The following is a 26,058-nucleotide window of genomic DNA, read 5'->3' as shown; positions in this document are numbered from 1 at the left end:
GCGGTCGTCCCCGTCCGGGTAGGGGGCGGATGGAGGAACCTCACAGAAAGCCCCTCGTATGGTTGTCGGGTTCTTCGAAACCCGACTCTGTCGTTACGCAACCGTTACCTGAGCTCCGAAACTTCCCCCGCATATGAACCTCCCCCAGCACGGCCGCCGTGCGGCCGGCCGCCCCCGCTACCGCCGCACCGCCCCCGCATCCCCCACCAGCACCTCGACCTCCGCCAGCGCATCGTTCGCCGCATCCGAGGCCGGCTCCCGTTCGTCCGGCAGCCGCCGCGCCGCCGCCGCGCTGCGACCCGTCATGACGATCGGCGCGATGACCTTCGCCGGCGGCATGCTGCTCTCCACGAGCGTGCCCGCACTCGCGGTGACCGCGACCGACACCGTGGCGCGCGCTTCGGTGTACGCGCCGGCCGCGGACACGCCGTCGCTCCGGTCGCAGACGCTCGAGGTCGGCTCCGAGGTGGCCCTCGAACCGATCGAGGTCGGCCACTGGGACGTCGAGGCGGCTCCGCCGCCCATCCAGTCGAGCGTCGCCGGACTGGGCGACGTGTCGCTGCTCCAGGCCGACCGCGTCGTGTGGCCGGTCGACCCGTCGCGCACCGCGTCCGGCTTCGGTCCGCGCATCGCCCCCTGTGCGGGATGCTCGACCTTCCACGACGGCATCGACTTCAACCCCGGCCTCGGCGCGACCATCGGCTCGATCGCCGACGGCGTCGTGATCACGGCGACGGAGGCCGGCGGCGGTCTCGGCGTCATGGTCGAGGTGCAGCACAACATCGACGGTGTCGTCCTCACGTCGCTCTACGCGCACATGCAGTACGGCTCGCTCGCGGTCTCACCCGGCCAGCGCGTCACCGCCGGCCAGCCGCTCGGCGCCGTCGGCACCACCGGCCAGTCGACCGGCCCGCACCTGCACCTCGAGATGTACGGCGCCGACGGCGCCCGGTTCGACGGGATGGCCTGGCTGAGCTCGCACGTCACGGGCTGACGCGCGGGCGCGCTCGCTCCGTCGCCTCCGACGTCGTGGCGGTGGCGCCCCCGCGACGCGCGGCATCCGCGACGCGAGTCGGCGTCGATTGCGGCGCGAGCCGCGGCATCCGTCGCCTCAGCGACCCGAGAACTCGGGCTCGCGCTTCTCGATGAAGGCGGCCATGCCCTCGCGCAGGTCCTCGGTCCGGAAGGCATCGGCGAAGCCGGCGACCTCGAGGCCCGAGGCCGTGGCGGTCGGCGTCCCCGCCGCCTCGACGAGCACGCGCTTGGCGAGCGCGACGGCCGTCCACGCGTTGGCGGCGACCTCCTCGATCGTCGCGCGGGCACCGGCGAGCAGCGCGTCGCGGTCGGCGAACCGCCGTGCGACGAGCCCGGCTGCCTCGGCGGTCGCGGCGTCGATGCGGCGACCGGTGAAGATGAGCTCCTTCGCGAGCGACAGCCCGACCGCGCGAGGGAGTCGCACCGTGCCGCCGAAGCCGGGGATGACGCCGAGGCGCACCTCGGGCTGGCCGAAGGACGACGCGTCGGTCGCGTAGATCATGTCGCACGCGAGTGCGAGCTCGAGCCCCCCGCCGAGCGCGAAGCCGTCGACGCATGCGATGACGGGGGCGGGGAAGGCCTCGATCGCCGCCGCGACCCGGTGTCCGAGCCGGGCGGCCTCCGCACCTTCGTCCGGCGTGAGGGTCGAGAGTGCGCGGATGTCGGCGCCCGCGACGAACGCGCGCCCGCCCTCGCCGACGACGAGCACGCCGCGGACGGCGTCGCGCTCGTCCTCCAGGTCGTCGAACGCGTCGGCGAGCGCACGGAGGACGTCGGGGGAGAGCGCGTTGAGCGCCTTCGGCCGGTCGATGACCACGGTCGCCACGACGCCGTCGCGCTCGACGCGGACGGCCGGCCGGTTCTCGTCGGTCCGGGGCTGCTCGGTCATCGTCGATCGTCCTTCCCGCGGCGGTTCGGCCGCACCGCCGACCACGCTACGGCATGGGCGAGGGCCCTGCTCGCGGCATTCGGCCGGCCGCTTCAGGAGCGGCGGATAGACTCGCGCCCATGCCTCACCTCACCACCCGCGCTCGCGTCGCCGCGGCACTCGCCGCGAGCCTCGCCGCGGCAGCGCTGCTCTCCGGCTGCGGCGGAGCCGCCCAGGACCTCGTCGAGCGCGGCGTCGAGGACACCGTCGAGGAGGCGACGGGCGGTCAGGTCGACCTGAGCGGCGAGATGCCGGCGGACTTCCCGCAGTCCGTGCCGATCATCGACGGCACGGTCGAGCTCGCCGGCGGTGCGGCGACCACCGACGGCTGGATGGTCGTGCTGAGCTCGGAGGCGGCCGATCCGCTGGGCGATGCGCGCCGCACGCTCGAGGGCGCCGGCTTCACGGAGGACGACACGCTCGCGCCCGCGAGCGACGCCGGATCGGTCTACACCGACGGCGATCACCTGGTGATCCTGGCAGGTGAGGGCGGCACGGTGACCTACACCGTGACGCCGGCGCCGTGAGCGCCGGCGCCGAGCGCCGCTCGCTCGGCTCCCGGATCGGAACGTACGCCATCGCGTTCGCGATCGGGGTCGTCTACGGCACCGTCGCGACGATCGGCCACCGGCACGCGATCGAGGTCGGCGGGGTCTCGATCCCGTGGGGCGTCGTCGCGGGCCTCGTCGGCGTGGCCGCGCTGCTGATCGGCATCCGCCTCGTCGCGGGCGGGCGTGGCGCCGCCACCGCCGCTGCGGCGGGCATCGTCGCGACCGTGGCCGTGCTCGCGCTGCCGGGCCCCGGCGGATCGGTGCTCGTGGCCGACGGCGTGGTCGGGATGGTGTGGGCGATCGGGCCGGCGATCATTTCCGTATTGGTCGTCGCGTGGCCCTCGCTGCCGACGCGCGACGCGCGCCGCGCATAGACTGGCAGTCCAGCATCACCGAAGGGACACCGACCCACCGTGACCTATGTCATCGCCCTGCCGTGCGTCGATGTGAAGGACCGTGCCTGCATCGACGAGTGCCCCGTCGACTGCATCTACGAGGGTGAGCGGTCGCTCTACATCCACCCCGACGAGTGCGTCGACTGCGGCGCCTGCGAGCCGGTGTGCCCGGTCGAGGCGATCTACTACGAGGACGACCTCCCCGACGAGTGGGCCGACTACTACAAGGCGAACGTCGAGTTCTTCGACGAGGTCGGCTCGCCCGGCGGCGCCGCGAAGGTCGGCGTCATCCCGAAGGACCACCCGCTGATCGCCGCGCTGCCCCCGCAGGGTCACTGACCATGGCGCTCGGGGCCCTGCCCGAGTACCCCTGGGACCTCATGGTCCCGTATCGCGATCGCGCCGCAGCGCATCGCGACGGCATCGTCGACCTGTCGATCGGCTCGCCGATCGATCCGACGCCGCAGCTCGTGCGCGAGGCCCTCGCTGCGGCGACGGATGCGCACTCCTACCCGACCACGGTCGGAACGACCGCGTTGCGCCGGGCGATCGTCGAGTGGTTCGCACGACGCCGCGGCGTCGAGGGCCTCGAGACGGATGGCGTGCTGCCGACGATCGGCTCCAAGGAACTCGTCGCGCTGCTCCCGTTCTTCCTCGGGGTGGGGGCCGGCGACGCGGTCGTGCACCCACGGGCGGCCTACCCGACGTACGAGATGGGCGCGATCTTCGCGGGCGCCGAGGCCGTGGCATCCGACGACCCGGCCGACTGGCCCGCGAACACCCGTCTCGTCTGGCTGAACTCGCCCGGCAATCCCGATGGTCGCGTGCTCGACGTCTCCGAGCTGCGCCGCGCGGTGGAGCGCGCTCGCGAGCTCGGCGCGGTCGTCGTGGGGGACGAGTGCTACGCGGAGCTCGGCTGGGAGTCGCCCTGGGAGGAGGGCGCCGTGCCGAGCGTGCTGCACCCCGAGGTCACGGGCGGCGACGCGCGCGGCGTGCTCGCGATCTACTCGCTCTCGAAGCAGTCGAACATGGCCGGCTACCGTGCGGCGTTCGTCGGCGGCGACGCCGACCTCATCGCACGGCTGACGACCGCCCGCAAGCACGCCGGGCTCATGGTCCCCGCGCCGCTCCAGGCGGCGATGACGGTCGCCCTCGCCGACGAGGCGCACGTGGCGGAGCAGAAGGCGCGCTACCGCGCGCGCCGCGAACTGTTGAAGCCCGCGCTCGAGGACGCGGGCTTCCGCATCGACCACAGCGAGGCGGGCCTCTACCTCTGGGCGACCGAGGGGCGCGACGCATGGGCGTCGATCGAGCGGCTCGCCGATCTCGGGATCCTCGCCGGCCCCGGGTACTTCTACGGGCCGCACTTCCCGGAGCACGTGCGGCTCTCGCTCACCGCGACCGACGAGCGCATCCGGCAGGCGGCGGCGCGGCTGCGCGCGACGGCGGTGCGCTGACCCGCCGATCGTGGCCGGATCGCAACCAGTTCTGTGGCATCGGGCCAAGTGATCCTGCGATCCGTTGGCGGATGCGACAGTGGCCGCCCGACCCGTCTAGGCTGTAGTCGGGCCGCGCGCGCCGACCGGTGCCGGGCTGGAGAGCAGGGAATCGCGAGACAGTGACGATCACAGGAGACGCCGTGAGCAACGCCGTGAACGAATCGACCGGGATCGACCCCGACACGGCGACGCTGGACTTCCCGGGTGGAACGGCCGAGTTCCCGATCCACCGCGCCGCACAGGGCTCCTCGAGCATCGACCTGTCGACGCTGACGCGGCAGACCGGTCTCACGGCACTCGACTACGGCTTCGTCAACACCGCATCGACCCGCTCCTCGATCACCTACATCGACGGCGAGCAGGGCATCCTCCGCTACCGGGGGTACCCGATCGAGCAGCTGGCCGAGCACTCGACCTACCTCGAGGTCGCCTGGCTCCTGATGTACGGCGAACTGCCCACTGCCGACCAGCTCGGCGAGTTCGACGAGAAGATCCGTCGCCACACGCTGCTGCATGAAGACCTCAAGCGCTTCTTCTCAGCACTGCCGCACACGGCGCACCCGATGGCCGTGCTCTCGAGCGCCGTCGCCGCGCTCTCGACCTACTACGAGGACTCGTCCGACCCGCACGATCCCGACCACGTCGAGCTCACCACCATCCGCCTGCTGGCGAAGCTGCCGGTGATCGCCGCGTACGCGCACAAGAAGAGCATCGGCCAGGCGTTCCTCTACCCGGACAACTCGCTGAACTTCGTCGAGAATTTCCTCCGCCTGAACTTCGGCAACATGGCGGAGCCGTACGAGATCGATCCGACGCTCGCCAAGGCGCTGGACCGCCTGCTGATCCTGCACGAGGACCACGAGCAGAACGCCTCGACCTCGACCGTCCGCCTCGTCGGCTCGACCGGCGCCAACCTGTACGCGTCGATCTCCGCCGGCATCCAAGCGCTCTCCGGGCCGCTGCACGGCGGCGCGAACGAGGCCGTCCTGCAGATGCTCGCGCAGATCCGCGACTCGGGCGAGGGCGTCGCCAAGTTCGTCGAGCGCGTCAAGCGCAAGGAGGACGGCGTCAAGCTGATGGGATTCGGCCACCGGGTCTACAAGAACTACGACCCGCGCGCGAAGATCGTGAAGACGAGTGCCGACGCCGTGCTCGAGGGCCTCGGCGTGAACGACCCGCTGCTCGACATCGCGAAGGAGCTCGAGCAGTTCGCGCTCGAGGACGACTACTTCAAGCAGCGCCGCCTGTACCCGAACGTCGACTTCTACACCGGCGTCATCTACAAGGCGATGGGCTTCCCGACCCGCATGTTCACCGTCCTCTTCGCGATCGGCCGCCTGCCCGGCTGGATCGCGCACTGGCGCGAGATGAACCTCGACCCCGCCACCAAGATCGGTCGCCCGCAGCAGCTGTACACCGGGTCGCACGAGCGCCACTACCCGGCGCGCTGAGCGCGTCGCAGCCCGGCGCGTCGCGCCCCGCGAAGGGCCCGTCCTCGGACGGGCCCTTCGTCGTCGGTGGATGCCGCTGCGCGTGTCAGAGCGCGGCGATCTCGTCGGCCGCGGCGTCGTCGACGGGCGCCGCGCGGTGCTCGACGAGTCCGGGGCGCGGGTCGAGGTGCACGCCCGCGAGCATGCAGCGCACCGATCCGCCCGCGAGCTCGATGGTCGGCACGTCGAGCGGGAGGAGGCGAGCGGAGCGCGCGATGCGCGCCCGCTGGTCGACGGTGAGCGCGTCGAAGGCGGTGCGCGAGAGGGCGAGCACGCGTCCCTGCGAGCCCCAGAGCTCGAGGGCGTTGCCGGCGAACGCATCGACCTGCGCGTTGTCGAGCGCGATGACGTCGCGCCGTCCGCGGGCCGCGAGTCGGTCGAGCACCTCCTGACGGCGTGCGGGGGAGACGAACATGTCGGCGGCGACGAGCGCGAACTCGGTCGCGATGCTCAGGATGACGTTCGTGTGGTAGACCGCGATCCCGCGGCCGTCGACGGCGTCGAAGACCATGGGCTCGTAGCCGAAGTTCGTGCAGAAGCGCTCGAGCGCGATCGGGTCGGCTCGATTCGACCGCGCGGCGTATGCGATGCGCGCCTCGTGGTCGAGCACCATGGCGCCCGTGCCCTCGAGGAACACGTCGTCGTACTCCAGGCCGGAGTAGTCGATGACGTCCTGCACGCGATACGTGGTCTTCAGCAGCTCCACGATGTCACTGCGTCGCTCGGTGCGCCGGTTCGGCGTGAACATCGGGAAGAGCGCGATGTGGCCGCCCGAGTGCGTCGAGATCCAGTTGTTCGGGAAGACGCTGTCCGGTCGGTGCGCGGTCTCGTCCTCGAAGAGGTGCACCGTGACGCCCGCCGTCTCGAGCTCGGCCGCGGCGCGCGTGACCTCGTCGTATGCGGACGCCGCGAGCCGCTCGGGGTCGAGGCCGTCGGATGCGGGCTGGAATCCGTTGTCGGCGAGCGTGTGCGGGTTGGGCGCGAAGTGGTGCGGTCGGACCATGACGACCGCTGATGGGGATTGCACCGACATCCGCTCAGCCCACCGGTGAGAACGCGCCGACGAGGCCGAAGAGGTCCTTCGGGTCGTCGGGATCCGCGACGAGATCGATCCGCTGCTCGAACCGCGTGCCGGCGACCTGGTCGCGCACGTACCGCAGTGCCGAGAAGTCCTCGATCGCGAACCCGACCGAGTCGAAGACCGTGATGGCGTCGGCGTCGGCGCGTCCGGGCTTCCGGTGGGTGAGCACCTCCCAGAGCTCCGTGACGGGGAAGTCGGCGGGCTTCGCCTGGATCTCGCCCTCGATGCGCGTCTGCGGGGTGTACTCGACGAAGACGTCGGCGCGGTCGAGGATCTCCGGGTCGAGCTCGGTCTTGCCGGGGCAGTCGCCGCCGATGGCGTTCAGGTGCATGCCGGGGCGGACCCATTCGTCGGCGACGACGGTCGCGCGCGCCTTGTCGGCCGTGCACGTCGTCACGATGTCGGCGCCGTCGAGTGCTTCGGCGGCGCTGCCGGCCACCTCGATCTCGAAGCCGAGCGGGAGCATGTTGCGGACGAACTTCGCGATCGCGTCGGGGTCGACGTCGTAGACGCGCAGCGACGTGATGCCGAACGCGTGACGGAACGCGAGCGCCTGGAACTCGGCCTGGCTGCCGGTGCCGATCATCGCCATGACCCGCGAGTCGGGTCGGGCGAGCAGCTTGGCGGCGAACGCGGACGTCGCGGCGGTCCGGAGCGCGGTGAGCACGGTCATCTCGGCGAGGAACGTGGGGTAGCCGTTGTGCACGTCGGCGAGGACGCCGAACGCGGTGACGGTCTGGTAGCCGCGCGCGGGGTTCGACGGGTGGCCGTTGACGTACTTGAAAGCGTAGGACTCGTGGTCGCTCGTCGGCATGAGCTCGATGACGCCGAACGGCGTGTGGCTGGCGACGCGCGGCGTCTTGTCGAAGCTCTCCCACCGCGCGATGTCCTGCTCGAGGTACTCCATGATCCCGGCGATGATGTGCTCGGGTCCGGTCCCGGCGACCCAGCCGACCATGTTGCGTACGTCGACGAAGCTCGTCATCTTCTTCCCTTCAGTTCGGTGATTCGAGCGTACGAGCCGTCGATATGCAACAGCAACGACCGCTCTGCTCACGGAATGTCGGCGAGGTGCGCAGTCTGACAAGTGCGACGGTACGATATGCGCATGGATGCCCTCGACGACCTCGACCGCCGCCTCCTGGCCCTCCTCCGCGAGGACGGACGCACCCCCGTGGCCGTGCTCTCGCGCCGCCTCGGGGTGGCTCGCGCGACCGTCACGGGGCGCATCGACCGGCTCGTGGCATCCGGCGTCATCGTCGGATTCTCGGTCCGCGTCCGCGACGAGACCGACCCGCTCGCGATCCACGCGATCTCGTTCATCGAGGTCGAGGGGCGCACGACCGACGACGTCATCCGACGGCTCCGCGGGTTCCCGGAGATCACGGCGCTGCACACGACGAACGGCGGCTGGGACCTCGTCGCCGAGCTTCGCACGGACACGCTCGGGGAGTTCGATCGCGTGCTCGGACGCATCCGATCGATCGACGGCGTCGTCAACAGCGAGACCAGCCTGCTGCTGAGCTCCGTCCTGCGCTAGCTCCCCGGCTGGAGGACGAGCGCATCGGTCGCCGCCCTCCGCACCGCCTCGATGCTGAACGGCCACTCGCGCGTCTCGCCGTGCTGCCAGAGCTCGGCCTGATCGTCGTAGTGGGGGTGGAACGCGTGCCCGGAGGCGCCGGTGAGGTTCACCCAGGTGGAGTCGTTGAAGTCCTCGAGGTCGACGACCATGCGCATCGACGGCACCCAGTTCACCTCGTAGCCGAGGGTCGCGTCCCACCCGTTCGCGTTCACGATCGCCGAGCCGCCGCCCGTCTCGTACGGTCCGCGATTGAAGAGCCACTCGATCGGCCCGATGCCCGACTCCCCGAACGTCTGGTTCGTCAGGGTCAGCGTGTGCAGGCCGCCCCAGCGCCAGTCGGCGGGGTCGTCGCCCATGAGCTCGGATGCCTCGGCCCACGCCGCCTCGAGCGCGGCCCCGAGCACCGCGTCGCGTCCGGTCGCGCCGGAGGCCCGGTCGGCCCACCACGGGTCCTCGGGCTGGCCGAGCAGCGACCCGACGACCGAGAACCAGCGGTCACCCCCGACCGGTCGGGTGGACTCGGGCAGTGCGCCGAACATGCCGTCGAGCAGGTTGCGCCAGAACACCGCGAAGTACGCCGCCTGGGCGCTGTCGACGTCGGCTGCCGCATCCCAGTCGGCGAGGAGCCGGGCGCCGCGTGCGGCGTCGCCGTCGAGGTCGAGTTCGGCGATCACGGGCAGGAACGCCTCGGCGTTCGCGTCGCGCGTGTCGAACTGGATGTCGCTCATGTGCTCGGCGGTGATCGGCTCGCCCGCCGCGATGAGCTCGCCGAGGCGCCGCTCGATGCCCTCGGCGCGGTACCCGAGGTCCCAGTCGCGGGTGAGCATGGGGCCGTCCCGCTCGACGGCGTTGTTCGCGGTCACGATGTAGCCGCGCTCGGGGTTCTCGACGGACGGCAGCTCGTCGTACGGCACGGTGCCGATCCATCCGTTCTCGCTCGTCCATCCCGGGAGCGGCACGGTGCCGTCGCCTGCGGCGCGGACGGGGATGCGCCCGGGCGCCTGGTAGCCGATGTTGCCGTCGACGTCGGCGTAGACGAGGTTCTGCGATGGCACCTCGAAGCGCTCGGCGGCCGCGCGGAACTCCGGCCAGTCCGCGGCCCGGTTCATCGCGAAGATCGCCTGCGGGGTGCGTCCCGGCTGCAGCGCGGTCCACTGCAGCGACACCTCGAGCTCGGCCGCGTCGCCCTCGGCCGCCGCCTCGCCCTCGGCGGGCTCCTCCGCAGACTCGGCGGCGCCCTCGGCGACGGCGGCGAAGTCCGACCCGATGCCGGTCACGATCGGCCCCCGGGCGGTCGCGCGGACGGAGATGGTCACGGCGTCGCCGCCGGCGACCTCGATGACCTCCTCGCGCGTCGTGAGCGGCACGAGTGCGCCGTCGAGCTCGTACGAGTCGTCGGTGACGCGCTCGAGGTAGAGGTCGGCGACATCGGGCCCGAGGTTCGTGAAGCCCCACGCGATGCGCTCGTTGTGGCCGATGATGATGCCGGGCAGCCCCGAGAAGCCGTACCCGGCGACGTCGAAGGTGCACGTCGAGTCGAGCTCCGCGCAGTGCAGCCCCATCTGCACCCAGATCGACGGCATCGCCGGCCCGAGGTGGGGGTCGTTCGCGAGCAGCGGCATGCCGGTGTCGGTGAGCGCCCCGGAGACGACCCACGAGTTCGACCCCAGGTCGCCGTCCTCCGGGCCGAGGAGCTGTGGCAGCGCGTCGAGGCTCGCGGCGAGCGATCCGTACAGGTCGGCGATGCCCGGGGCGACGGATGCCGCGGCCGCCGGGTCCTCCGGGGTCGCGGCCGCCGCCTCGACGGGCCGCGCTCCGAGACCGGCCGGAGCCGCCGGTGCGGGTCCGCCGACGATGGTCGGCTTCGCCGACCACGGGAAGTCCGGATGGAGCTGCGCGACCTGCTCGCTCGTGAGCCCCGAGGCGAGCAGGAGCGCGCGGTCGATCTCGTCGCCGAGGTTCGACCTGAGGTCCCACGCCATGGCCTTGAGCCAGGCGATGGAGTCGATCGGCGTCCACCGTTCGGGCTCGTAGCCCGGGTTCTGCAGGGCGAGCACGCCGTACTCCAGCGAGAGCTCGACGCCCGAGCGCTCCGCGAGGTACGCGTTCACGCCGTCGGCGTAGGCCTCGTAGAGCGCGCGGGACTCCTCGTCGAGCCCCTCGAACTCCTGCTCGGCGATGCCGCGCCAGTCGAGGGTCCGGATGAAGGCGTCGGTCGCGACCTGCGACTCGCCGAAGAGCTCGGCCACGCGGCCGGCCGTGACGTGGCGGCGGAAGTCCATCTCCCAGAAGCGGTCCTGCGCGTGCACGTAGCCCTGCGCGAACAGGAGGTCGTGGTCGGTCTCCGCGACGAGCTGCGGGATGCCCGCGTCGTCGCGGTACACCGTGACGGGGCTGTCGAGGCCGGCGACGCTGATGCGTCCCGACTCCGTCGGGAACGAGCGGTGGACGGTCCACCAGCCGAAGCCGACCGCGGCCACGCCGAGCACGAGCACGGTGACCAGGGCGCCGACGAGGAACTTCGCCCAGCCGTTCCGTCGGGTCCTCGGCGCGTCGGTTCCCACGTCACTCCTTCGTGTCGGCGCATGGCCGGGGCCGCCCGTCCGAGCGGCCCCGGGTCAACACTGTACCCCGGCCCCGTGGGTCGGGCGGGGTGCGGGGTCGGAGCTGTGGGATCAGGCGTGCAGGGCGGCGTTCAGCGCGATGCCCTCACCCGAACGGGAGAGCACCTCGACGCGACCGTCGAGCGAGTTGCGCCGGAAGAGCAGGTTCGGAAGCCCCGACAGCTCGACCGCCTTCACGATGCGGTCGCGCTCGCCGACGCCGCCGCGCAGGACCACCTTCGTGCCCGCCGTGACGTACAGCCCGGCCTCGACGACCGAGTCGTCGCCGATCGAGATGCCGATGCCCGAGTTCGCGCCGAGCAGCGCGCGCTCGCCGATGGCGACGCGCTGGGTGCCGCCGCCCGAGAGCGTGCCCATGATCGAGGCGCCGCCTCCGATGTCGCTCCCGTCGCCGACGACGACGCCCTGCGAGATGCGGCCCTCCACCATCGATGACCCGAGCGTGCCGGCGTTGAAGTTCACGAAGCCCTCGTGCATGACGGTCGTGCCCGGTGCCAGGTGCGCGCCGAGGCGGACCCGCGAGGCGTCGGCGACGCGCACGCGCTCGGGGATCACGTAGTCGAGCAGGCGCGGGAACTTGTCGAGGCCCGTCACGTGGATCCCCGCTCGCTGGAGGACCGGTCGCAGCCGGTCGAGGTCGTCGGGGTGGACGGGACCGGCGTTGGTCCAGGCGACGTTCGGCAGGTGGGCGAAGATCCCGTCGAGGTTCAGCCCGTTGGGCCGGACGAGGAGGTGCGACAGGAGGTGGAGGCGCAGGTACGCGTCCGACGTGCTCGCCGGGGCGTCCTCGAGGCGGATGGCGGTGCGCACCGCCTCGACGCGGACCCCGCGCCGGTCGTCCGGACCGACCGCTCCGGCCGGCGGCTCCCAGGCCGGTGCGTCGGCGGGCACGTCGCCGAGCCGCGGCGCCGGGTACCACGTGTCGAGGACCGTGCCGTCGCCGGCGATCGTGGCGAGGCCGTCGCCCCAGGCGGTGGCTGGCGCGGTCGGGTTCGGCGATTCGGCGGGCATGCCTCAAGGGTACCGAGCGCGACGCGAGGGCGACGGCGGATGACGCGGGGCGCGGGCCCGCGGCATCCGCCCCTCGTAGACTCGGGGACATGGCTGCACCCGCCGCACCCACGGCCGCGCTCGACCTGTCCGCCGACGTCGTCGCCATCACGCAGGCGATCTGCGACGTCCCGAGCGTCTCGGGCGAGGAGCGCCGGCTCGCCGACCTCGTGGTCGGTGCGCTGGAGGGTGCGGCGCACCTCGAGCTGTTCCGTGACGGCGACACCGTCGTGGCGCGCACGAACCTCGGTCGCGAGCGCCGCGTCGTGATCGCCGGGCACCTCGACACCGTGCCGATCAACGGCAACGTGCCGACTCGGTTCGAGGTCGACGGCGGGCGCACCGTGCTCTGGGGGCGCGGCACCGTCGACATGAAGGCCGGCGTCGCGGTGCAGCTGAAGCTCGCGCGCGAACTCGTCGCGCCCATCGTCGATGTGACCTGGATGTGGTACGACCACGAGGAGGTCGCGGCCGACCTGAACGGGCTGGGCCGCGTGCTCCGTGCGCGCCCCGACCTGTTCGAGGCCGACTTCGCGATCCTCGGCGAGCCGACGCGCGGCGAGGTCGAGGGCGGGTGCAACGGCACGCTCAGGGTCGAGCTGCGCGCGACGGGTCGCCGCGCGCACTCGGCGCGCAGCTGGGTCGGGGTGAACGCGATCCACCGGCTCGCGCCCGCGCTCGAGCGTCTCGCGAGCCATCATGCCGAGACGGTGCGGGTCGACGGGCTCGACTACCGGGAGGGCCTCAATGCCGTCTTCGTGCACGGCGGCATCGCGGGCAACGTGATCCCCGACGAGGCCGTGCTCACGCTGAACTACCGCTTCGCGCCGAGCCGGTCGGTCGCCGAGGCGACCGACCGCGTGCGGGCGCTCTTCCCCGAGTACGAGATCGCCGTCACCGATGCCTCCGAGGGCGCCCGGCCCGGCCTCGACGACCCGCTCGCGCAGGAGTTCGTGCGCGCCGTCGGCGCCGACGCGCAGCCCAAGTACGGCTGGACCGACGTGGCGCGCTTCAGCGCGCTCGGCATCCCCGCGGTGAACTTCGGGCCGGGCGACCCGCTGCTTGCGCATGCCGACGACGAGCGCGTGGACTGCGACGAGATCCTCGCGTGCGAGCGCGCGCTGCGCGACTGGCTGAGCGGAGCCGTGCGCTGAGCCGCGCCGTGGACGCCGAGGCCGAGGCGGCGCACCCGGAACCGCGGCGACCCGACCCGCACCGCGTCGAGCGGTGGTCGCCGCGCGTCCGCTGGCGTCTGCTGCCGTGGTGGGGCCGCGTGCTGCTCGTCTACCTCGCGGCCCGCGCGATCTCGATCGTCATCGTCCTGCAGTTCGCGCGCGAGCAGGCCGCCAGCGCGTGGACGGACGCCCGCCCCGGCTACCTCGAGTACGCCAACATCTGGGACGGCCGCTGGTACGAGTTCATCGCCGCCGCCGGGTACCCGACCGAGCTCCCGCTGACCGACGACGGCCACGTCGCCGAGAACGCGTGGGCGTTCCTGCCGGTCTTCCCCGGCATCGTGCGCATCCTCACCGTCGTCGGCGTCCCGTGGGACGCGGCATCCGTCCTCGTCGCGCTCGTGGCCGGCCTCGCGGCCGCGCTCGCCATGCACCGCCTGATGTCGCGGTTCCTCGACCCCGACCAGGCGCTGTTCGCCGTCGTGCTCTTCTGCGTCGCCCCGGTCTCGCCGATCATGGGGTTCGCCTACGCCGAGTCGCTCGGCTTCCTCTGGCTGGCCCTCGCGCTCCTCCTCCTCGTCGACCGGCGATACGGATGGCTCGTTCCCGTGATCGGCATCTGGGCCTTCACCCGGCCGGGCGCGCTGGCCTTCGCCCTGACGCTCGGACTGCACTGGATCGTGCGGTGGTTCACGCGCTCGCGCGACCCGTTCCCCGTGCGGGAGCGCGTGGTCGCGGCATCCGTCGCCCTGTTCGCCGGGCTCGTCGGGCTGGCCTGGCCGGCGATCGCGTGGGCCGCGACGGGGGAGCCGGCCGCGTACACCGACACGGAGCTCGCCTGGCGCGCGCCGTACATCGGCTATGCCGAGCTGGTGCCGCTGACGCCCTGGTTCCAGTCCGGCGACTGGTGGCTCGGGCAGCCGATGGGCACGATCCTGCCGATCGCGCTCGCCGCGGGCTTCGGGGTGCTGCTGTTCACGCCGTGGGTGCGCCGGCTCGGGGTCGACATCCGGCTGTGGCTCGCGAGCTACGCGCTCTACCTGTTCGCGGTGTTCTTCCCGCAGTCGAGCACGTTCCGGCTGCTCGCGCCGCTCTTCCCGATCGCGGGCGCGCTCGCGGTGCCGCGCTCGCGGTGGTGGCGCGGCGGGCTCGTCATCGCCTCGATCGCGCTGCAGGTCGTGTGGCTCCGGGTCGGCTGGTTCATCGACGGGTACGACTGGACGCCGCCCTGATCCGCCGCCGACGCCCGACGGTATCGCGCCCGGTGATCGGCGGGTGCACGGGCCGGGACCGGAGCGTGAACGACCGGCCTCGTCGTCCACAAACGGGGCCTCGTGTCCCGTTGCGTCGCGTGCATACGGGATAATGGAGATTCAGCCACGAAAGGGGTAGCTCAATGGCGGCCATGAAGCCACGCACTGGAGACGGACCGATGGAGGCTGTGAAGGAGGGGCGCCTCATCATCGTGCGCGTGCCCCTCGAGGGTGGCGGTCGCCTCGTCGTCTCGGTGAACGACGCTGAGGCCAAGGAGCTCTACGACGTCCTCGGCGGCGTCGTCAACGCAGCCTAGTCAGGCGCCCAGCTTCACGATCTGCAGCAGGCCGTCCCCGGCCGGCGAGATGGCGGTCACGACGGCGGACGATGCCGCGAGTTCCGAGATGAGCCCGCGGAAGGCCGTCGCCACGTCGTCTCGCCGGGCGGGGTCGGCCACTCGTCCCTTCCAGAGGGCACGCGCCACGAGCACGCTCCCGCCGGGCTTGGCCAGGCGCAGCCCGTGCTCGACGTACTCGATGACCGATGCGGCGTCCGCATCGACGACGACGACGTCGTACGACCGCTCGTTCATCCGTGGCAGCACCTCGCCGGCACGACCCGCGATGAGCCGGACCCGCGCCGGGGCGATCCCCGCGTCGGCGAAGTGCTCGCGCGCGTGCTGCTGGTACTCGGTCTCGGCGTCGATCGAGGTCAGGTGCGCCGAACGCGCGGCCTGCAGCATCCACAGGCCCGACACGCCGACGCCGGTGCCGACCTCGATGATCGCGCGTGCGTCGCATGCCGCGGCGATGACCGCGAGCTGGGCGCCGACCGCGGGGGAGACGGGCTCGATGCCGAGCTCGAGGGACTGCTGACGGGCCTTCGCGATCGATTCCGATTCGACGACGGATTCGTCGACGTACTTCCAGTTCAGGTCGTGTTCGGACACGTGGCGGCTCCCGGGGACTCTGTCGACCCCCAAGCCTAGGGGTCTGCTGAACGGTCGATCGAACGCCTCGCCGCCGACTATCCTTGAGCGCATGGGCGGCCTCACCTTCGACAAACTCCTCATCATCGGGGTGATCGCCGTCTTCGTGCTCGGCCCGGAGCGGCTCCCGCACTACGCGGCGCAGCTCGGCCGCTTCGTGCGCTCGTTGCGCGACATGGCGAACGGCGCGAAGGACCGCGTGCGCGAGGAGATGGGGCCCGACTTCGACGACGTCGACTGGCGCAAGCTCGACCCGCGCCAGTACGACCCGCGGCGGATCGTCCGCGAGGCGTTGAGCGAGGTCGACCCGTTCGCCGAGCCCGCGAAGCCGGTCGTCGCCCGGGCCGCGGTGAACGAGAACTCGGCCTACCTGCAGCGCAAGCGCCGGCTCGAGTCGATCGCGGCGGGCGAGCCCGCGCCGTTCGACTCCGAGGCGACCTGACCCGGATCTCGAAGCACTCCGGCGGTTGATCGCCGCCGGTCGCGGCGTGCGCCGGGTCGGTGCGCACCCTGTCCGTGCGTCCGGCCCGTGGGCCGTCGGCGTCGTCAGGCGCGGCGGATGGCGCGCAGCGCCCGCGCGAGCAGGACGAGCACGCCGCTCAGCCTCGCGTACTCGCGCCCGGTGTGCGGGAGCGGGATGACCCGCGTGTTCACCGACACCGTCACCGGGTCGACGAACCGCAGGAGGCCCTCGCGACCGTTGCGCCTGCCGATGCCGGACGCCTTGAGCCCGCCCATGGGCGCGTCGACCGAGCCGAAGCTGCCCCGGTAGCCCTCGTTGACGTTCACGCTGCCCGCGTCGAGCTGGTCGGCGACGCGGAGCGCACGACGGGTCGAACCCGAGAGCACCGACGCGTTGAGGCCGTACTCCGACGCGTTCGCGGCGAACACCGCCTCGAGCTCGTCGTCGACGACGTGGAGCGACGCGATCGCGCCGAACGTCTCCTCGTCGAGCACGCGCATGCCGGGGGCGACCTCGGTGAGCACCGTGGGTTCGAAGGCCCAGGGGCCGATCTCGGGCCGTGGGCGGCCGCCCACGAGGACCCTCGCGCCCTTGGCGAGCGCGTCGTCGAGGTGACCGCGGACGCGCTCCAGCTGCGCGGCCGTCGCGAGGCTGCCGTAGTCGGCGTCGTGGTCGAGGCCCGAGCCGATGCGCGGATCGGCGAGGCGAGCCGCGAGCGCCGCGGTGAACGCGTCGGCGACGCGCCGGTGCACGTAGATGCGCTCGACCGACACGCACAGCTGGCCCATCGACGAGAAGCACGCGTGCGCGGCATCCGCCGCCGCCTGCTCGACGTCGACGTCGTCGAGGACGATGAGGGCGTTCTTCCCGCCGAGCTCGAGCGAGGCGCCGACGAGGCGGCGGCCGGCCTTCTCGGCGATCCGGCGGCCGGTCGCGGTCGAGCCGGTGAAGCAGATGTAGTCGGCCTCGTCGGTCACGGCCTCGCCGACCTCGGCCGGATCGCCGGCGACGACGGCCCACAGCGCTTCCGGAAGCCCGGCGTCGATGAACGCGCGCCGCAGCGCGAGGACCGAGAGCGCGCCCTGGTCGTCGGCCTTCTGCACGACGGCGCAGCCGGCGGCGAGCGCCGGGATCACGTCCATCGCGGCGAGGCTGATCGCGTAGTTCCACGGCGTGATGACGCCGACGACGCCCTTGGAGCGGTAGCGGATGCGGGTCGAGAGCACGACCGGGATGCCGGCGCGGCGGCGACCGCCGCGGAGCACGTTCTGCGCCTTGAGCGCGTTCCACCGGGTCACCGACAGCGCCTGGAAGACCTCCTCGAAGGCCTGGCCCCGGGTCTTGCCGCTCTCGAGCTGCGTCAGGTCGAGGAGCTCCTCGCGACGGGCGACGATGAGGTCGTGCGCGCGGAGCAGGATGCGGCGACGGGCCGCGAAGCCGGCGCGGGCCCAGGCGACCTGCGCCAGGCGCGCGCGCGAGACCGCACCGCGCACGTCGTCGGCGCTCGACCGCGGGAGGTCGACGAGCGTCTCGCCCGTCGCCGGGGTGGGGATCGCCGCGGTCCGGCCGGTCGTGGCGATCAGGTCGCCGACGAGGGCGTCGCGTGCGGGGCTCTGGGGGACGGCCGCGGTTCGGGGAGCGGCCTGAGTTCGGGTGGCGGCGTTGGACACCCGGCCAGTCTAGGCGGGTGAGGACCGGGGGAGCCTGTCCGGATCGGCCTCCTCGAATGGGTATGCTTCCCCGCATGACTTCCCCGGAGCGACGGCTCCCGCGCGGCATCGTGGCCCGCTACGCCGTCGGATCGATCGGCACGGGCGGCTTCGCGACGCTGCCCGGTCTCGTGCTCGTCTTCTACCTCACCGACACCCTCGGGGTGACCGCGCTGCTCGCAGGCCTCGTCGTGACCGCGGCCAAGGTGTGGGACGTGCTCATCGATCCGTGGATCGGCGATCGCAGCGATCACGCCCTCGCCGTCTCGGGCACGCGCCGCACCTGGATGCGGATCGGCGCGCTCGCGCTCCCGGTCGCGTTCGTCGTCACGTTCGCAGCGCCGGCCGGGCTGGGCCCGCTCGTCGCCGGGGCCTGGGTCATGCTCGCGTTCCTCGCCACCGCGACCGCGTTCAGCCTGTTCCAGGTGCCCTACATCGCGCTGCCCGCCGAGCTCACCGACGACTACGACGCTCGCACGCGACTCCTGACCTGGCGCGTCGTCGTGCTGAGCCTCGCGATCCTGCTGTTCGGCGCCGGCGGGCCCGTGCTCCGTCGCGTCGGCGGCGACGACGAGGCGCTCGGCTACCTCGTCATGGCCGTCGTCGCCGGACTCGTGATCGGTCTCGGCATGCTCGTGGCCACGACGACCGCACCGACCGGCATGCTCGTCGAGGAGCGCGAGCGACGCAGCCTCGCCGCCGGCTACGCGGAGGGGCTCGGCGCGCTGCGCCGCAGCCGCCCGTTCCGCCTGCTGCTCTCGGGCTTCCTGCTGCAGGGACTCGCGACCGGCGTCATGCTCGCGGGGGCGAACTACGTGGCGGTCTGGGTGCTCGACTCCGAGGACGCGCTCACGTTCCTGTTCGTCGCGCTCATCGGTCCGGCGATCCTCTGCGCACCGCTCTGGGGCCGGCTCGCCCACCGGATCGGCAAGGAGCGTTCGTACGTCATCGCGAGCGCCCTGTTCGCCGTGGCATCCGCCGCCCTCGTCGGCATGCTCTGGGTGCCGGGCGCCTGGGTCTACGCGCCGGTCGCGATCGCGGGCGCCGCGTACGCGGGCATGCAGTCGCTGCCCATGGCGATGCTGCCGGACGTCGTCGCCCATGACGCCCGCACGAACGGGCCCGGCCGCGCCGGCACCTTCGGCGGTGTCTGGACCGCGGGGGAGACGACCGGCATGGCGCTCGGTGCGACGCTGCTCACGATCGTGCTCGCCGCGACCGGGTACCTCGAGTCGGTCGGGTCCGCGGTCGTCGCCCAGCCGGATGCCGCCGTCTCCGGCATCGCGCTGAGCTTCAGCCTGCTGCCCGCCGCGCTCGTGCTGGTGAGCCTGGTGCCGCTGCTGCGCTACCCGCTCCGGCGGGCCGATATCGACACCCCTGCCACCGCCGAGGAGATCGCCCGATGAACGCCTTCGCACGCGAGCCCGACGAGGTGCTCGCCGAGCTCGCCGCGCTGCGAGCGGGCGACGCGCCCACGCACGGCGGTCGCGTGCTCTCGTACGTGTACGACTCGGGGCTCGCCGAGCTCGACGACCTCGCGGCTCGCGCGGCGCGCCTCGTGCAGCCCGTGAACGGCCTGGATCCGACCACCTTCACCTCGGTCGCCGCGATGGAGGCCGGCGTCGTCGGCTTCGCGCGGCGCGTGTTCCACGGCGAGTCGCGAGGCGCGGCGGACGCGGACGCGGCCGAGGTCGTCGGGTCGGTCACCTCGGGCGGCACCGAGAGCTGCCTGCTCGCGGTGAAGACCGCGCGCGACGCGTGGCGCGCGGCGAACCCGGCCGATGGGCGGATGCCGCGGCTCGTCGCCCCGACGACCGTGCACGCCGCATTCCACAAGGCCGCGCACTACTTCGGGCTCGCGCTCGACCTCGTCCCCGTGTCCCCGGAGAGCGGCGCGCCCGACGTGGCCGAGGTCGTCGCACGCCTCGGCGACGACGTGGCCCTCGTCGTGGTGAGTGCGCCGTCGTACCCGTTCGCGACGCTCGACCCCGTCGCCGAGGTCGCGGCCGCGACCGCCGAGCGCGGGATCGCGCTGCACGTCGACGCGTGCATCGGCGGCTTCGCGCTCGCCTTCCAGCAGGGCCTGCCCGAGTGGGACTTCCGCGTGCCGGGCGTCACGAGCCTGTCGGCCGACCTGCACAAGTACGGCTACGCGCCGAAGGGCGTGTCGGTGCTCCTCCAGCGCGGCCGCGACCGGCAGCGCCGCCAGTACTTCGCGACGACCGCGTGGCCGGGCTACCCGGTCGTGAACCCGACGATGGCCGGCTCGAAGCCCGCCGGTCCGCTCGCCGCGGCGTGGGCGATCGTGCAGGTGCTCGGCGAGTCGGGCTTCGCCGACCTCACGGCCCGTGCGACGACCGCCGCGGCGACCCTCCGCGAGGCGATCGACCGCATCGAGGGCCTCGCCGTGGTGGGCGAACCGGTCGGGCCGCTGCTCGCGGTCCGCGCCGACGACACGGTGCCGGCCGGACGACGCGTCGACCCGCACCACTGGGCGGATGCCGCGCGCGGCGCCGGCTGGTACCTGCAGCTGCAGCCGGGCATGGTCCAGGCCGACGGCACCGCACTGCCGCACACGACCCACCTCACCGTCACGCCCGTCACCGACCACGTCGTCGGCGAGCTCGTGCCGGCGCTCGAGGCCGCGGCCGACGCGGTTCGCGGCGTGCCCGCGGTCGACGGCGGCGAGCTCGTCGCCGGGCTGGCGCAGCAGCTTCCCGGCGGCGCCGGCGCGCTCGCCGCGGCATCCGCCGGCTTCGACTCGGACACCGCCGCCGGCCTGCTCGGCGCGTTCGGGCTGCTCGGCGGCGAGGGCGCCGGCGGTGCCCTGCCCGACCGGATGGCGCCGGTCCTCGCCCTCGTCGAGGCGCTCCCCGGGCCGCTCACCGAGCGTCTGCTCGTGGAACTGCTCGCCAGGGTCGTCGAGCCGCGCGCCTGAGCCGGAGTCGCGTGAGGGTCCGCCTACAGCCCGCAGCGCTCCGCGTAGTAGGCGTAGAGGTCGGCCTTGAGCTCGGGGCCCGACGCGATCTCGAGCCGCCCCGCGCGGCCGTCGCCGGTCGCCACCGTGAACGGCAGGATGGTGCCGCGCTTGTCGTCGGCGAGCGCGTGCGCGTCGCACCGCGCGGGGCGCACCGCGAGCGGCACGTCGACCGGAGCGCCGCCCGCGGCGACCTCGATGCCGAGCGGCCAGTCCTGGCCGTCCTCGTTGCCGATGAGCGTCGTGGCCGACACGCCGTCGATCTCGAGCGTTCCGTCGCCGGATGCCACGGGCGCGACCGTCACGTCGATCCACGCGCGCTGATCGGTGCCGGTCCCGGTCGTGCGCAGGCGTTCCGGCAGTTCGATCGCGGCGACGGCGGCGACCGACTCGGCGAGGCAGTCGGCGTCGGCGATGCGCTGCATCGTGCCGAACGGGTCCTCGGGTGCGAGCGTGCCCTCGTGTTCCGCGCCGTCGGCGGTCGTCGCGCGCACGTCGATGCCGACCTCCGTGGGGTCGCCGTCGCAGACGCTGCCGGTGAGGTCGAGCCGGATGTCGATGGCGTCGTCCTCGTCGAGGTCGAACGGGCGGTCGCGGTCCATGCCCGGCTCGAGCGCGGGCGAGTCGACCGAGAGCGCGGTCACGGTCACCGGTTCGCCCGAGTTCTCGAAGTGCAGCACGAGCCGACCCTGCGGGACGTCCATCCGGCCCTGCTGGACCGTGACGGACAGCCCGTCGGGCAGTCCGTCACCGGACGCGCCGGCGTCGGTCCTGTCGGCCGCCGCGCACGACGCGAGCGCCCCGGCTGCGAGCGCCGCCACGACGAGGCACGCGGGTGCGAGCACCGCGGACCGGACGCGGCAGCGAGCGGGACGCGGCATCCGTCTCACCGCACCGAGACGTCGAGCCGTCGACCGGCGAGCGAGCGCGGTCGCCCGGCGAGGAAGTCGGCCGCCTGCTCGATGGCGCGCGCCGCGGGGTCGTCGGGTTCGGAGAGCACCACCGGGAGCCCGTCGTCGCCGCCGCGCCGCAGCGCGACGCTGAGCGGCACCGCGGCGACGAGCGGCACCGCGTCGGCGACGCCATCGGAGAGCCGCCGGGCGACCTCGTCGCCGCCGCCGGAGCCGAAGAGGTCGAGCAGCGACCCGTCGGGCTGTGCCAGCCCGGCCATGTTCTCGATCACGCCGACGACGCGCTGGCCGGTCTGGCGGGCGACGAGGCCCGAGCGCTCGGCGACGTCGGCGGCCGCCGGCTGCGGGGTCGTGACGACCACGACCTCGGCGTTCGGGAGCAGCTGGCCGAGCGAGATGGCGACGTCGCCGGTGCCCGGAGGCAGGTCGACGAGCAGCACGTCGAGGTCGCCGAAGTACACGTCGGTGAGGAACTGCTGGAGCGTCCGGTGCAGCATCGGCCCGCGCCAGGCGACCGCGACCGACGAGCCGCGCCCGCCGGGCTCGGTCGGCTCGACGAACATGCCGATCGAGATGACCTTCACGCCGTGCGCGACGGGCGGCAGGATCATCTCGTCGACGCGGGTCGGGCGCACCGCGGTGCCGTGCTCGTCGACGAGGCCGAGCAGGCCCGGGATCGAGAACCCGTGCACGTCGGCGTCGACGAGCCCGACGGAGAGCCCGCGTGCCGCGAGCGCGACCGCGAGGTTCGCCGTGAGCGTCGACTTGCCGACGCCGCCCTTGCCGCTCGTGACCGCGATGACGCGCGTGAGCGTGCCCGGACCGAACGGGTTGCCGCGTGCGGCCCGGCCGCCGCGCAGCCGCTCGGTGAGGGCGGCGCGCTGCTCGGGCGTCATGACGCCGAGCTCGACGACGGCGTTGCCCGTGCCGACGACCTGCTCGGCCGCCGCGCGCACGTCGCGTTCGATGCGATCGGACGCCGGGCAGCCGACGATCGTGAGGCGAACCCCGACCTCGACTCCGGCGTCGGTCGCCGTCACCCGCTCGACCATGTCGAGCTCGGTGATGGGCTTCCGGATCTCCGGGTCGATGACGCCCGCGAGCGCGGAGTGGACGGCGCGCTCGACCTCGTCCGCGTCAGGACGGGGCATTCGCGTCATCCTCCTCGTCGCGACGGTCGAGCTCCTCGAGCACCTGCCGCAGCTCCTGGCGGATGAACTCCTTCGACGCGAGGTCGCGCACCGCGAGCCGGAGCGCGACGACCTCGCGCGCGAGGTACTCGGTGTCGGCCAGGTTGCGCTCGGCGCGCTGACGGTCCTGCTCGATCTGCACGCGGTCGCGGTCGTCCTGGCGGTTCTGCGCGAGCAGGATCAGGGGCGCGGCGTAGGACGCCTGCAGCGAGAGCACGAGGGTCAGCGCGATGAAGCCGAGCTCGACCGAGTCGAATCGCCACGCCTCCGGCGCGAGCGTGTTCCAGAGGATCCAGAACGTGACGAAGAGCGTGAGGCCGAGGAGGAACCACGGCGTGCCCATGTTGCGCGCGACCCACTCGGTGAAGCGGCCGAAGCGATCGCGGTCGCCGGAGCGGCGCAGGGGGGCGGCGGATCGGCGGATGCCCTTCGGGGTGTCGAACCGACGGTCGTCGGCGTCAGTGCGTGCCATCTCCTGCCCTCCTTCCGGGTGCGATCGGGATGCTGCCGGTGGCCAGCTGGGCGCGGGCCGTGGCGCGTCTGCTCACCTCCGCCTCGTCGTCGGGATGACTCCTCCAGTCGTCCGGGAGCAGGTAGTCCAGCACGTCGTCGATCGTGACGACGCCGACGAGGCGATGCTTCTCGTCGACCACCGGGACGGACACGAGATCGTAGCTGGCCAGGATGCGGCTCACCTCGGCGGCCGACGTGTCGGCCTTCACGGGTTCCAGCCCCTGGTCGATGAGCGAGCCGAGGCGCTCGTGCGGCGGGTAGCGCAGCATCCGCTGGAAGTGCACGATGCCGAGGAAGCGGCCGGTCGGCGGCTCGTACGGCGGCAGCGTGACGCACACCGCGGCGCCGAGCGCGGGCGGGAGGTCGTGGCGGCGGATGAGGGCGAGGCCCTCGGCCACCGTGGCGTCCGCCGACACGATGATCGGCTCGGTCGTCATGAGTCCGCCCGCGGTGTCCGGACCGTAGGAGAGCAGGAACCGGACGTCCTCCGCCTCCTCGGGCTCCATGAGCTCGAGCAGGTGCTCGCCGCGCTCCTCGGGCAGTTGCGCGATGAGGTCGGCGGCGTCGTCGGGCGACATGTGGTCGAGCACGTCGGCCGCGCGGTCGTCGCCGAGCTTGGCGAGGATCTCGACCTGGTCGATCTCGGGCATCTCCTCGAGCACGTCCGCGAGGCGGTCGTCGGGGAGCTCGGCCGCGACCTCCTGCCTGCGCTGCGGCGGCAGGTCGAGCAGCGTGTTCGCGAGGTCGGCGGGCTTCAGCTCGGAGTAGGTCGCGATGAGCTGCTCGGCCGACTGGGCCTCGCCGGCCGCGGTGGTCTCGCGCACCTCGCGCCACGTGACGTACGCCGACGGCCCCTTCGCGAACGGCGACGCGCTCGTCTTCGGGCGGCGCACGAAGAGCTGGTCGACCTCCCACTCGCCGGGCTCGCGCTCCTCGATCGCGACGTCCTCGATGGTCGCCGAACCCGATCCGTCGTTGAACTCGACCTTGCGGCCGAGCATCTCGGCGATCACGCGCACCTCGCCGCCGCGCTGCTCGAAGCGGCGCAGGTTGATGAGCCCGGTCGTGATGATCTGGCCGCCGCCGATCGAGGTCACGCGCCCGATCGAGACGAACACCCGGCGCTTGCCGGGGATCTCGACGATGAGGCCGACGACGCGCGGAGGGTCGTCCTTGCGGTACACGACGAGCACGTCGCGCACCTTCCCGACGCGATCGCCCGCGGGGTCGAACACGGGGCACCCGGCGAGTCGGGCGACGAAGACTCTCGTGGCGCTCACGCCTCCCAACTTACCCCGCGCGGCCGGCTTCGGGCCGGGCGGGCGGGCGGCGTGGAAGAATGGCGGGGTGAGCTCCCAGTCGCCGTTCGGCGGTCGCATCGGCCGCACCTTCCCGACCCTGCCCAAGGGGGAGACGGTCGCGAGCTACGAGACCTACCAGGAGGCGCAGGCCGCGGTCGACCAGCTCGCCAAGGCCGAGTTCCCGGTCAAGGAACTCTCGATCGTCGGGCACGACCTCACGAGCGTCGAGCGCATCACGGGCACGCTGAGCTGGGGCCGTACGGCCGCGGCGGGTGCGCTCTCCGGGGCGTGGTTCGGCACCTTCCTGGGCCTGCTGTTCTTCATCTTCTCGCCGTCGGGCACGTCGCTCGGCATCCTCGGCGCCGCGATCCTCATCGGTGCGGGCTTCGGGATGATCTTCAGCCTCGTCTCGTACTCGGTGAACCGCCGCCGCCGCGACTTCACGTCGGTGATGCAGGTGCTCGCCACCCGCTACGCGATCATCGCCGAGCCCGCGCACGTCGTGCGTGCGCGTCAGGTGCTGGGGGTGACGGATGCCGCGGCGCCGCCGTCGCCCGCTGCGACGACGGTCGCGAGCCCACCCCCCGCACCCGCGCCCGCGCCCGAGCGACCGTCGGATGCCGCGGGCGCGGCGCCCTCGTCCGAGGGCGCGCCCGAGGAGGAGGCGCGGACGATCGACCCGTCGCGTCCGCTCACCTACGGCGAGGCGCAGGACGCCGCCCGCCGTGCCGCGCGGGAGCGCGGCGAGCAGTAGCCGCGCCGGTTCCGGCCGTCGTCGCGCTCACCCGGTGCGCGGGTCGGCCGGACGGCTCGGCACTCCGGCGACTCCCAGCGTGAGTGCCTACGGTGGCGTCATGTCCAGCGACCTCCGCCGTGAACCCGGCCGGCCGCCGAACGCGCACACGCGCCCCGAGCGGATGTCGGCCCAGCCGCCGACGGCAGAGCAGACCCCGCTCGAGCGCACCGTGCGTGCCGAGATCGTCGCGGCCGAGCGCCCCGACCGGCCGGTCCGCCGGTGGCTGCGCGGCATTCGCAGCTGGATCGACCGTCACCCGCGCCTGCGGTTCGCCTACCGGTTCGGCGTGGCGGTGCTCGGCGGCGTGATCGCGGTCGCCGGGCTCGCGCTCGTGCCGCTGCCCGGGCCGGGGTGGCTCGTCGTCTTCCTCGGTCTCGCGATCCTCGGCACCGAGTTCGCGTGGGCGCGGCGGCTCGCGGGATGGGTCAAGCGCCTGCTCGACCGCTTCTGGGCCTGGTGGAAGGCGCGCCGTGCGGCGCGCGGGGTCGGCTCGGAGAGCTGAATCCGCCGATTCGGGCGACGCGCCGGGACGACGCATCCGCCCCG

27 protein-coding genes are annotated in these 26,058 nt (G+C 72.9%); 15 read left to right on the top strand and 12 right to left on the bottom strand.

The window, feature by feature from the left end; all coding sequences use genetic code 11:
- Positions 1 to 177: 177 nt before the first annotated feature.
- Positions 178 to 339 carry a hypothetical protein gene (locus ACULK2_RS11965; protein ID WP_445967457.1) on the bottom strand — a complete coding sequence of 54 codons (162 nt, stop codon included), beginning with the start codon at positions 337 to 339 and terminating at the stop codon, positions 178 to 180.
- Between ACULK2_RS11965 and ACULK2_RS11960 the strand changes: the two genes are divergently transcribed.
- Positions 320 to 994 carry a M23 family metallopeptidase gene (locus ACULK2_RS11960; protein WP_445967456.1) on the top strand — a complete coding sequence of 225 codons (675 nt, stop codon included), beginning with the start codon at positions 320 to 322 and terminating at the stop codon, positions 992 to 994. The two genes, ACULK2_RS11965 and ACULK2_RS11960, sit on opposite strands and share 20 nt — an antisense overlap.
- A gap of 117 nt (positions 995 to 1,111) precedes the next feature.
- On the opposite strand, the gene ACULK2_RS11955 is transcribed toward ACULK2_RS11960, so the two are convergent.
- Positions 1,112 to 1,924: an enoyl-CoA hydratase/isomerase family protein gene (locus ACULK2_RS11955; RefSeq protein ID WP_445967455.1), complete on the bottom strand. Its 813-nt coding sequence runs from the start codon at positions 1,922 to 1,924 to the stop codon at positions 1,112 to 1,114.
- 119 nt (positions 1,925 to 2,043) lie between these two features.
- Between ACULK2_RS11955 and ACULK2_RS11950 the strand changes: the two genes are divergently transcribed.
- The 5 genes from ACULK2_RS11950 to ACULK2_RS11930 all read left to right on the top strand — a co-directional run bounded on the left by ACULK2_RS11950 (position 2,044) and on the right by ACULK2_RS11930 (position 5,859).
- On the top strand, positions 2,044 to 2,490 hold the full coding sequence (locus tag ACULK2_RS11950; protein WP_445967454.1) for a hypothetical protein: 447 nt from the start codon (positions 2,044 to 2,046) through the stop codon (positions 2,488 to 2,490).
- Positions 2,487 to 2,888, top strand: a complete 402-nt coding sequence (locus ACULK2_RS11945; RefSeq protein ID WP_445967453.1) for a hypothetical protein — start codon at positions 2,487 to 2,489, stop codon at positions 2,886 to 2,888. Before ACULK2_RS11950 ends, ACULK2_RS11945 begins: the two co-directional genes overlap by 4 nt.
- Before the next feature lie 39 nt (positions 2,889 to 2,927).
- Complete coding sequence (fdxA, locus tag ACULK2_RS11940; RefSeq protein ID WP_129235541.1) at positions 2,928 to 3,248, top strand: ferredoxin; 321 nt, start codon at positions 2,928 to 2,930, stop codon at positions 3,246 to 3,248.
- Positions 3,249 to 3,250: 2 nt separating this feature from the next.
- Positions 3,251 to 4,366, top strand: a complete 1,116-nt coding sequence (dapC, locus tag ACULK2_RS11935) for a succinyldiaminopimelate transaminase (RefSeq protein WP_445967452.1) — start codon at positions 3,251 to 3,253, stop codon at positions 4,364 to 4,366.
- Positions 4,367 to 4,560: 194 nt separating this feature from the next.
- Positions 4,561 to 5,859, top strand: a complete 1,299-nt coding sequence (locus tag ACULK2_RS11930) for a citrate synthase (RefSeq protein ID WP_445967597.1) — start codon at positions 4,561 to 4,563, stop codon at positions 5,857 to 5,859.
- Between the two features lie 85 nt (positions 5,860 to 5,944).
- On the opposite strand, the gene ctlX is transcribed toward ACULK2_RS11930, so the two are convergent.
- Both ctlX and ocd read right to left on the bottom strand, forming a co-directional pair.
- Complete coding sequence (gene ctlX / locus ACULK2_RS11925) at positions 5,945 to 6,901, bottom strand: citrulline utilization hydrolase CtlX (RefSeq protein ID WP_445967451.1); 957 nt, start codon at positions 6,899 to 6,901, stop codon at positions 5,945 to 5,947.
- A gap of 34 nt (positions 6,902 to 6,935) precedes the next feature.
- Entirely contained in the window at positions 6,936 to 7,964 is a 1,029-nt protein-coding gene (gene ocd / locus ACULK2_RS11920) for an ornithine cyclodeaminase (protein ID WP_445967450.1), read from the bottom strand.
- Between the two features lie 123 nt (positions 7,965 to 8,087).
- On the opposite strand from ocd, the gene ACULK2_RS11915 reads away from it, so the two are divergent.
- Positions 8,088 to 8,519, top strand: coding sequence for an Lrp/AsnC family transcriptional regulator (locus ACULK2_RS11915; protein ID WP_445967449.1), 432 nt, complete (start codon positions 8,088 to 8,090; stop codon positions 8,517 to 8,519).
- Here the strand turns inward: ACULK2_RS11915 and ACULK2_RS11910 are convergent.
- Positions 8,516 to 11,125 (bottom strand): penicillin acylase family protein, encoded by a 2,610-nt coding sequence (locus ACULK2_RS11910; protein WP_445967448.1) that lies wholly within the window; start codon positions 11,123 to 11,125, stop codon positions 8,516 to 8,518. The genes ACULK2_RS11915 and ACULK2_RS11910 overlap by 4 nt on opposite strands.
- Positions 11,126 to 11,236: 111 nt before the next feature.
- Complete coding sequence (gene dapD / locus ACULK2_RS11905) at positions 11,237 to 12,196, bottom strand: 2,3,4,5-tetrahydropyridine-2,6-dicarboxylate N-succinyltransferase (protein WP_445967447.1); 960 nt, start codon at positions 12,194 to 12,196, stop codon at positions 11,237 to 11,239.
- A gap of 89 nt (positions 12,197 to 12,285) precedes the next feature.
- Here dapD and dapE point away from each other — a divergent pair, with 89 nt between their 5' ends.
- The 3 genes from dapE (at position 12,286) to ACULK2_RS11890 (ending at position 14,980) form a co-directional block, all read left to right on the top strand.
- Entirely contained in the window at positions 12,286 to 13,389 is a 1,104-nt protein-coding gene (gene dapE, locus ACULK2_RS11900) for a succinyl-diaminopimelate desuccinylase (protein WP_445967446.1), read from the top strand.
- Complete coding sequence (locus ACULK2_RS11895) at positions 13,344 to 14,642, top strand: hypothetical protein (protein ID WP_501044926.1); 1,299 nt, start codon at positions 13,344 to 13,346, stop codon at positions 14,640 to 14,642. The genes dapE and ACULK2_RS11895 overlap by 46 nt, the downstream gene beginning before the upstream one ends.
- 164 nt (positions 14,643 to 14,806) lie before the next feature.
- The gene (locus ACULK2_RS11890; protein ID WP_019179788.1) at positions 14,807 to 14,980 is read left to right on the top strand and encodes a DUF3117 domain-containing protein; all 174 of its coding nucleotides are present in this window, start codon (positions 14,807 to 14,809) and stop codon (positions 14,978 to 14,980) included.
- Here ACULK2_RS11890 and ACULK2_RS11885 read toward each other — a convergent pair whose 3' ends face one another.
- Positions 14,981 to 15,613, bottom strand: coding sequence for an O-methyltransferase (locus tag ACULK2_RS11885; protein ID WP_445967444.1), 633 nt, complete (start codon positions 15,611 to 15,613; stop codon positions 14,981 to 14,983).
- A 91-nt stretch (positions 15,614 to 15,704) separates the two neighbouring features.
- On the opposite strand from ACULK2_RS11885, the gene ACULK2_RS11880 reads away from it, so the two are divergent.
- Positions 15,705 to 16,094: a twin-arginine translocase TatA/TatE family subunit gene (locus tag ACULK2_RS11880; RefSeq protein WP_445967443.1), complete on the top strand. Its 390-nt coding sequence runs from the start codon at positions 15,705 to 15,707 to the stop codon at positions 16,092 to 16,094.
- A 104-nt stretch (positions 16,095 to 16,198) separates the two neighbouring features.
- Here ACULK2_RS11880 and ACULK2_RS11875 read toward each other — a convergent pair whose 3' ends face one another.
- The gene (locus tag ACULK2_RS11875) at positions 16,199 to 17,785 is read right to left on the bottom strand and encodes a succinic semialdehyde dehydrogenase (protein ID WP_445967442.1); all 1,587 of its coding nucleotides are present in this window, start codon (positions 17,783 to 17,785) and stop codon (positions 16,199 to 16,201) included.
- A 74-nt stretch (positions 17,786 to 17,859) separates the two neighbouring features.
- Between ACULK2_RS11875 and ACULK2_RS11870 the strand changes: the two genes are divergently transcribed.
- A complete protein-coding gene (locus ACULK2_RS11870) occupies positions 17,860 to 19,230 on the top strand; it encodes an MFS transporter (RefSeq protein WP_445967441.1) in 1,371 nt (456 codons plus the stop codon).
- Positions 19,227 to 20,762, top strand: coding sequence for a pyridoxal phosphate-dependent decarboxylase family protein (locus ACULK2_RS11865; RefSeq protein ID WP_445967440.1), 1,536 nt, complete (start codon positions 19,227 to 19,229; stop codon positions 20,760 to 20,762). Before ACULK2_RS11870 ends, ACULK2_RS11865 begins: the two co-directional genes overlap by 4 nt.
- A gap of 23 nt (positions 20,763 to 20,785) precedes the next feature.
- On the opposite strand, the gene ACULK2_RS11860 is transcribed toward ACULK2_RS11865, so the two are convergent.
- The 4 genes from ACULK2_RS11860 to ACULK2_RS11845 are packed head-to-tail and all read right to left on the bottom strand — an operon-like array spanning position 20,786 to position 24,695.
- Positions 20,786 to 21,646, bottom strand: a complete 861-nt coding sequence (locus tag ACULK2_RS11860) for a hypothetical protein (RefSeq protein WP_445967439.1) — start codon at positions 21,644 to 21,646, stop codon at positions 20,786 to 20,788.
- A 41-nt stretch (positions 21,647 to 21,687) separates the two neighbouring features.
- Complete coding sequence (locus ACULK2_RS11855) at positions 21,688 to 22,863, bottom strand: Mrp/NBP35 family ATP-binding protein (protein ID WP_445967438.1); 1,176 nt, start codon at positions 22,861 to 22,863, stop codon at positions 21,688 to 21,690.
- On the bottom strand, positions 22,850 to 23,374 hold the full coding sequence (locus ACULK2_RS11850) for a DUF1003 domain-containing protein (protein ID WP_445967437.1): 525 nt from the start codon (positions 23,372 to 23,374) through the stop codon (positions 22,850 to 22,852). The genes ACULK2_RS11855 and ACULK2_RS11850 overlap by 14 nt, the downstream gene beginning before the upstream one ends.
- Positions 23,361 to 24,695 carry a magnesium transporter MgtE N-terminal domain-containing protein gene (locus ACULK2_RS11845; RefSeq protein ID WP_445967436.1) on the bottom strand — a complete coding sequence of 445 codons (1,335 nt, stop codon included), beginning with the start codon at positions 24,693 to 24,695 and terminating at the stop codon, positions 23,361 to 23,363. Before ACULK2_RS11845 ends, ACULK2_RS11850 begins: the two co-directional genes overlap by 14 nt.
- A 67-nt stretch (positions 24,696 to 24,762) precedes the next feature.
- On the opposite strand from ACULK2_RS11845, the gene ACULK2_RS11840 reads away from it, so the two are divergent.
- Both ACULK2_RS11840 and ACULK2_RS11835 read left to right on the top strand, forming a co-directional pair.
- Positions 24,763 to 25,470 carry a YflT domain-containing protein gene (locus tag ACULK2_RS11840; protein WP_445967435.1) on the top strand — a complete coding sequence of 236 codons (708 nt, stop codon included), beginning with the start codon at positions 24,763 to 24,765 and terminating at the stop codon, positions 25,468 to 25,470.
- Between the two features lie 100 nt (positions 25,471 to 25,570).
- A complete protein-coding gene (locus tag ACULK2_RS11835; RefSeq protein WP_445967434.1) occupies positions 25,571 to 26,014 on the top strand; it encodes a TIGR02611 family protein in 444 nt (147 codons plus the stop codon).
- The last annotated feature ends 44 nt before the right edge of the window (positions 26,015 to 26,058 follow it).

It is taken from the genome of Agromyces molybdatiresistens (assembly GCF_052748445.2).
This window is presented reverse-complemented; position numbering and strand designations above follow the sequence as displayed.

Coding starts and splice junctions, on each gene's coding strand:
- ACULK2_RS11960 (WP_445967456.1), top strand. CDS start 320: ATGACCTTCGCCGGCGGCATGCTGCTCTCCACGAGCGTGCCCGCACTC.
- ACULK2_RS11965 (WP_445967457.1), bottom strand. CDS start 339: ATGCCGCCGGCGAAGGTCATCGCGCCGATCGTCATGACGGGTCGCAGC.
- ACULK2_RS11955 (WP_445967455.1), bottom strand. CDS start 1,924: ATGACCGAGCAGCCCCGGACCGACGAGAACCGGCCGGCCGTCCGCGTC.
- ACULK2_RS11950 (WP_445967454.1), top strand. CDS start 2,044: ATGCCTCACCTCACCACCCGCGCTCGCGTCGCCGCGGCACTCGCCGCG.
- dapC (WP_445967452.1), top strand. CDS start 3,251: ATGGCGCTCGGGGCCCTGCCCGAGTACCCCTGGGACCTCATGGTCCCG.
- ctlX (WP_445967451.1), bottom strand. CDS start 6,901: ATGGTCCGACCGCACCACTTCGCGCCCAACCCGCACACGCTCGCCGAC.
- ocd (WP_445967450.1), bottom strand. CDS start 7,964: ATGACGAGCTTCGTCGACGTACGCAACATGGTCGGCTGGGTCGCCGGG.
- ACULK2_RS11915 (WP_445967449.1), top strand. CDS start 8,088: ATGGATGCCCTCGACGACCTCGACCGCCGCCTCCTGGCCCTCCTCCGC.
- dapD (WP_445967447.1), bottom strand. CDS start 12,196: ATGCCCGCCGAATCGCCGAACCCGACCGCGCCAGCCACCGCCTGGGGC.
- dapE (WP_445967446.1), top strand. CDS start 12,286: ATGGCTGCACCCGCCGCACCCACGGCCGCGCTCGACCTGTCCGCCGAC.
- ACULK2_RS11890 (WP_019179788.1), top strand. CDS start 14,807: ATGGCGGCCATGAAGCCACGCACTGGAGACGGACCGATGGAGGCTGTG.
- ACULK2_RS11880 (WP_445967443.1), top strand. CDS start 15,705: ATGGGCGGCCTCACCTTCGACAAACTCCTCATCATCGGGGTGATCGCC.
- ACULK2_RS11870 (WP_445967441.1), top strand. CDS start 17,860: ATGACTTCCCCGGAGCGACGGCTCCCGCGCGGCATCGTGGCCCGCTAC.
- ACULK2_RS11865 (WP_445967440.1), top strand. CDS start 19,227: ATGAACGCCTTCGCACGCGAGCCCGACGAGGTGCTCGCCGAGCTCGCC.
- ACULK2_RS11855 (WP_445967438.1), bottom strand. CDS start 22,863: ATGCCCCGTCCTGACGCGGACGAGGTCGAGCGCGCCGTCCACTCCGCG.
- ACULK2_RS11850 (WP_445967437.1), bottom strand. CDS start 23,374: ATGGCACGCACTGACGCCGACGACCGTCGGTTCGACACCCCGAAGGGC.
- ACULK2_RS11835 (WP_445967434.1), top strand. CDS start 25,571: ATGTCCAGCGACCTCCGCCGTGAACCCGGCCGGCCGCCGAACGCGCAC.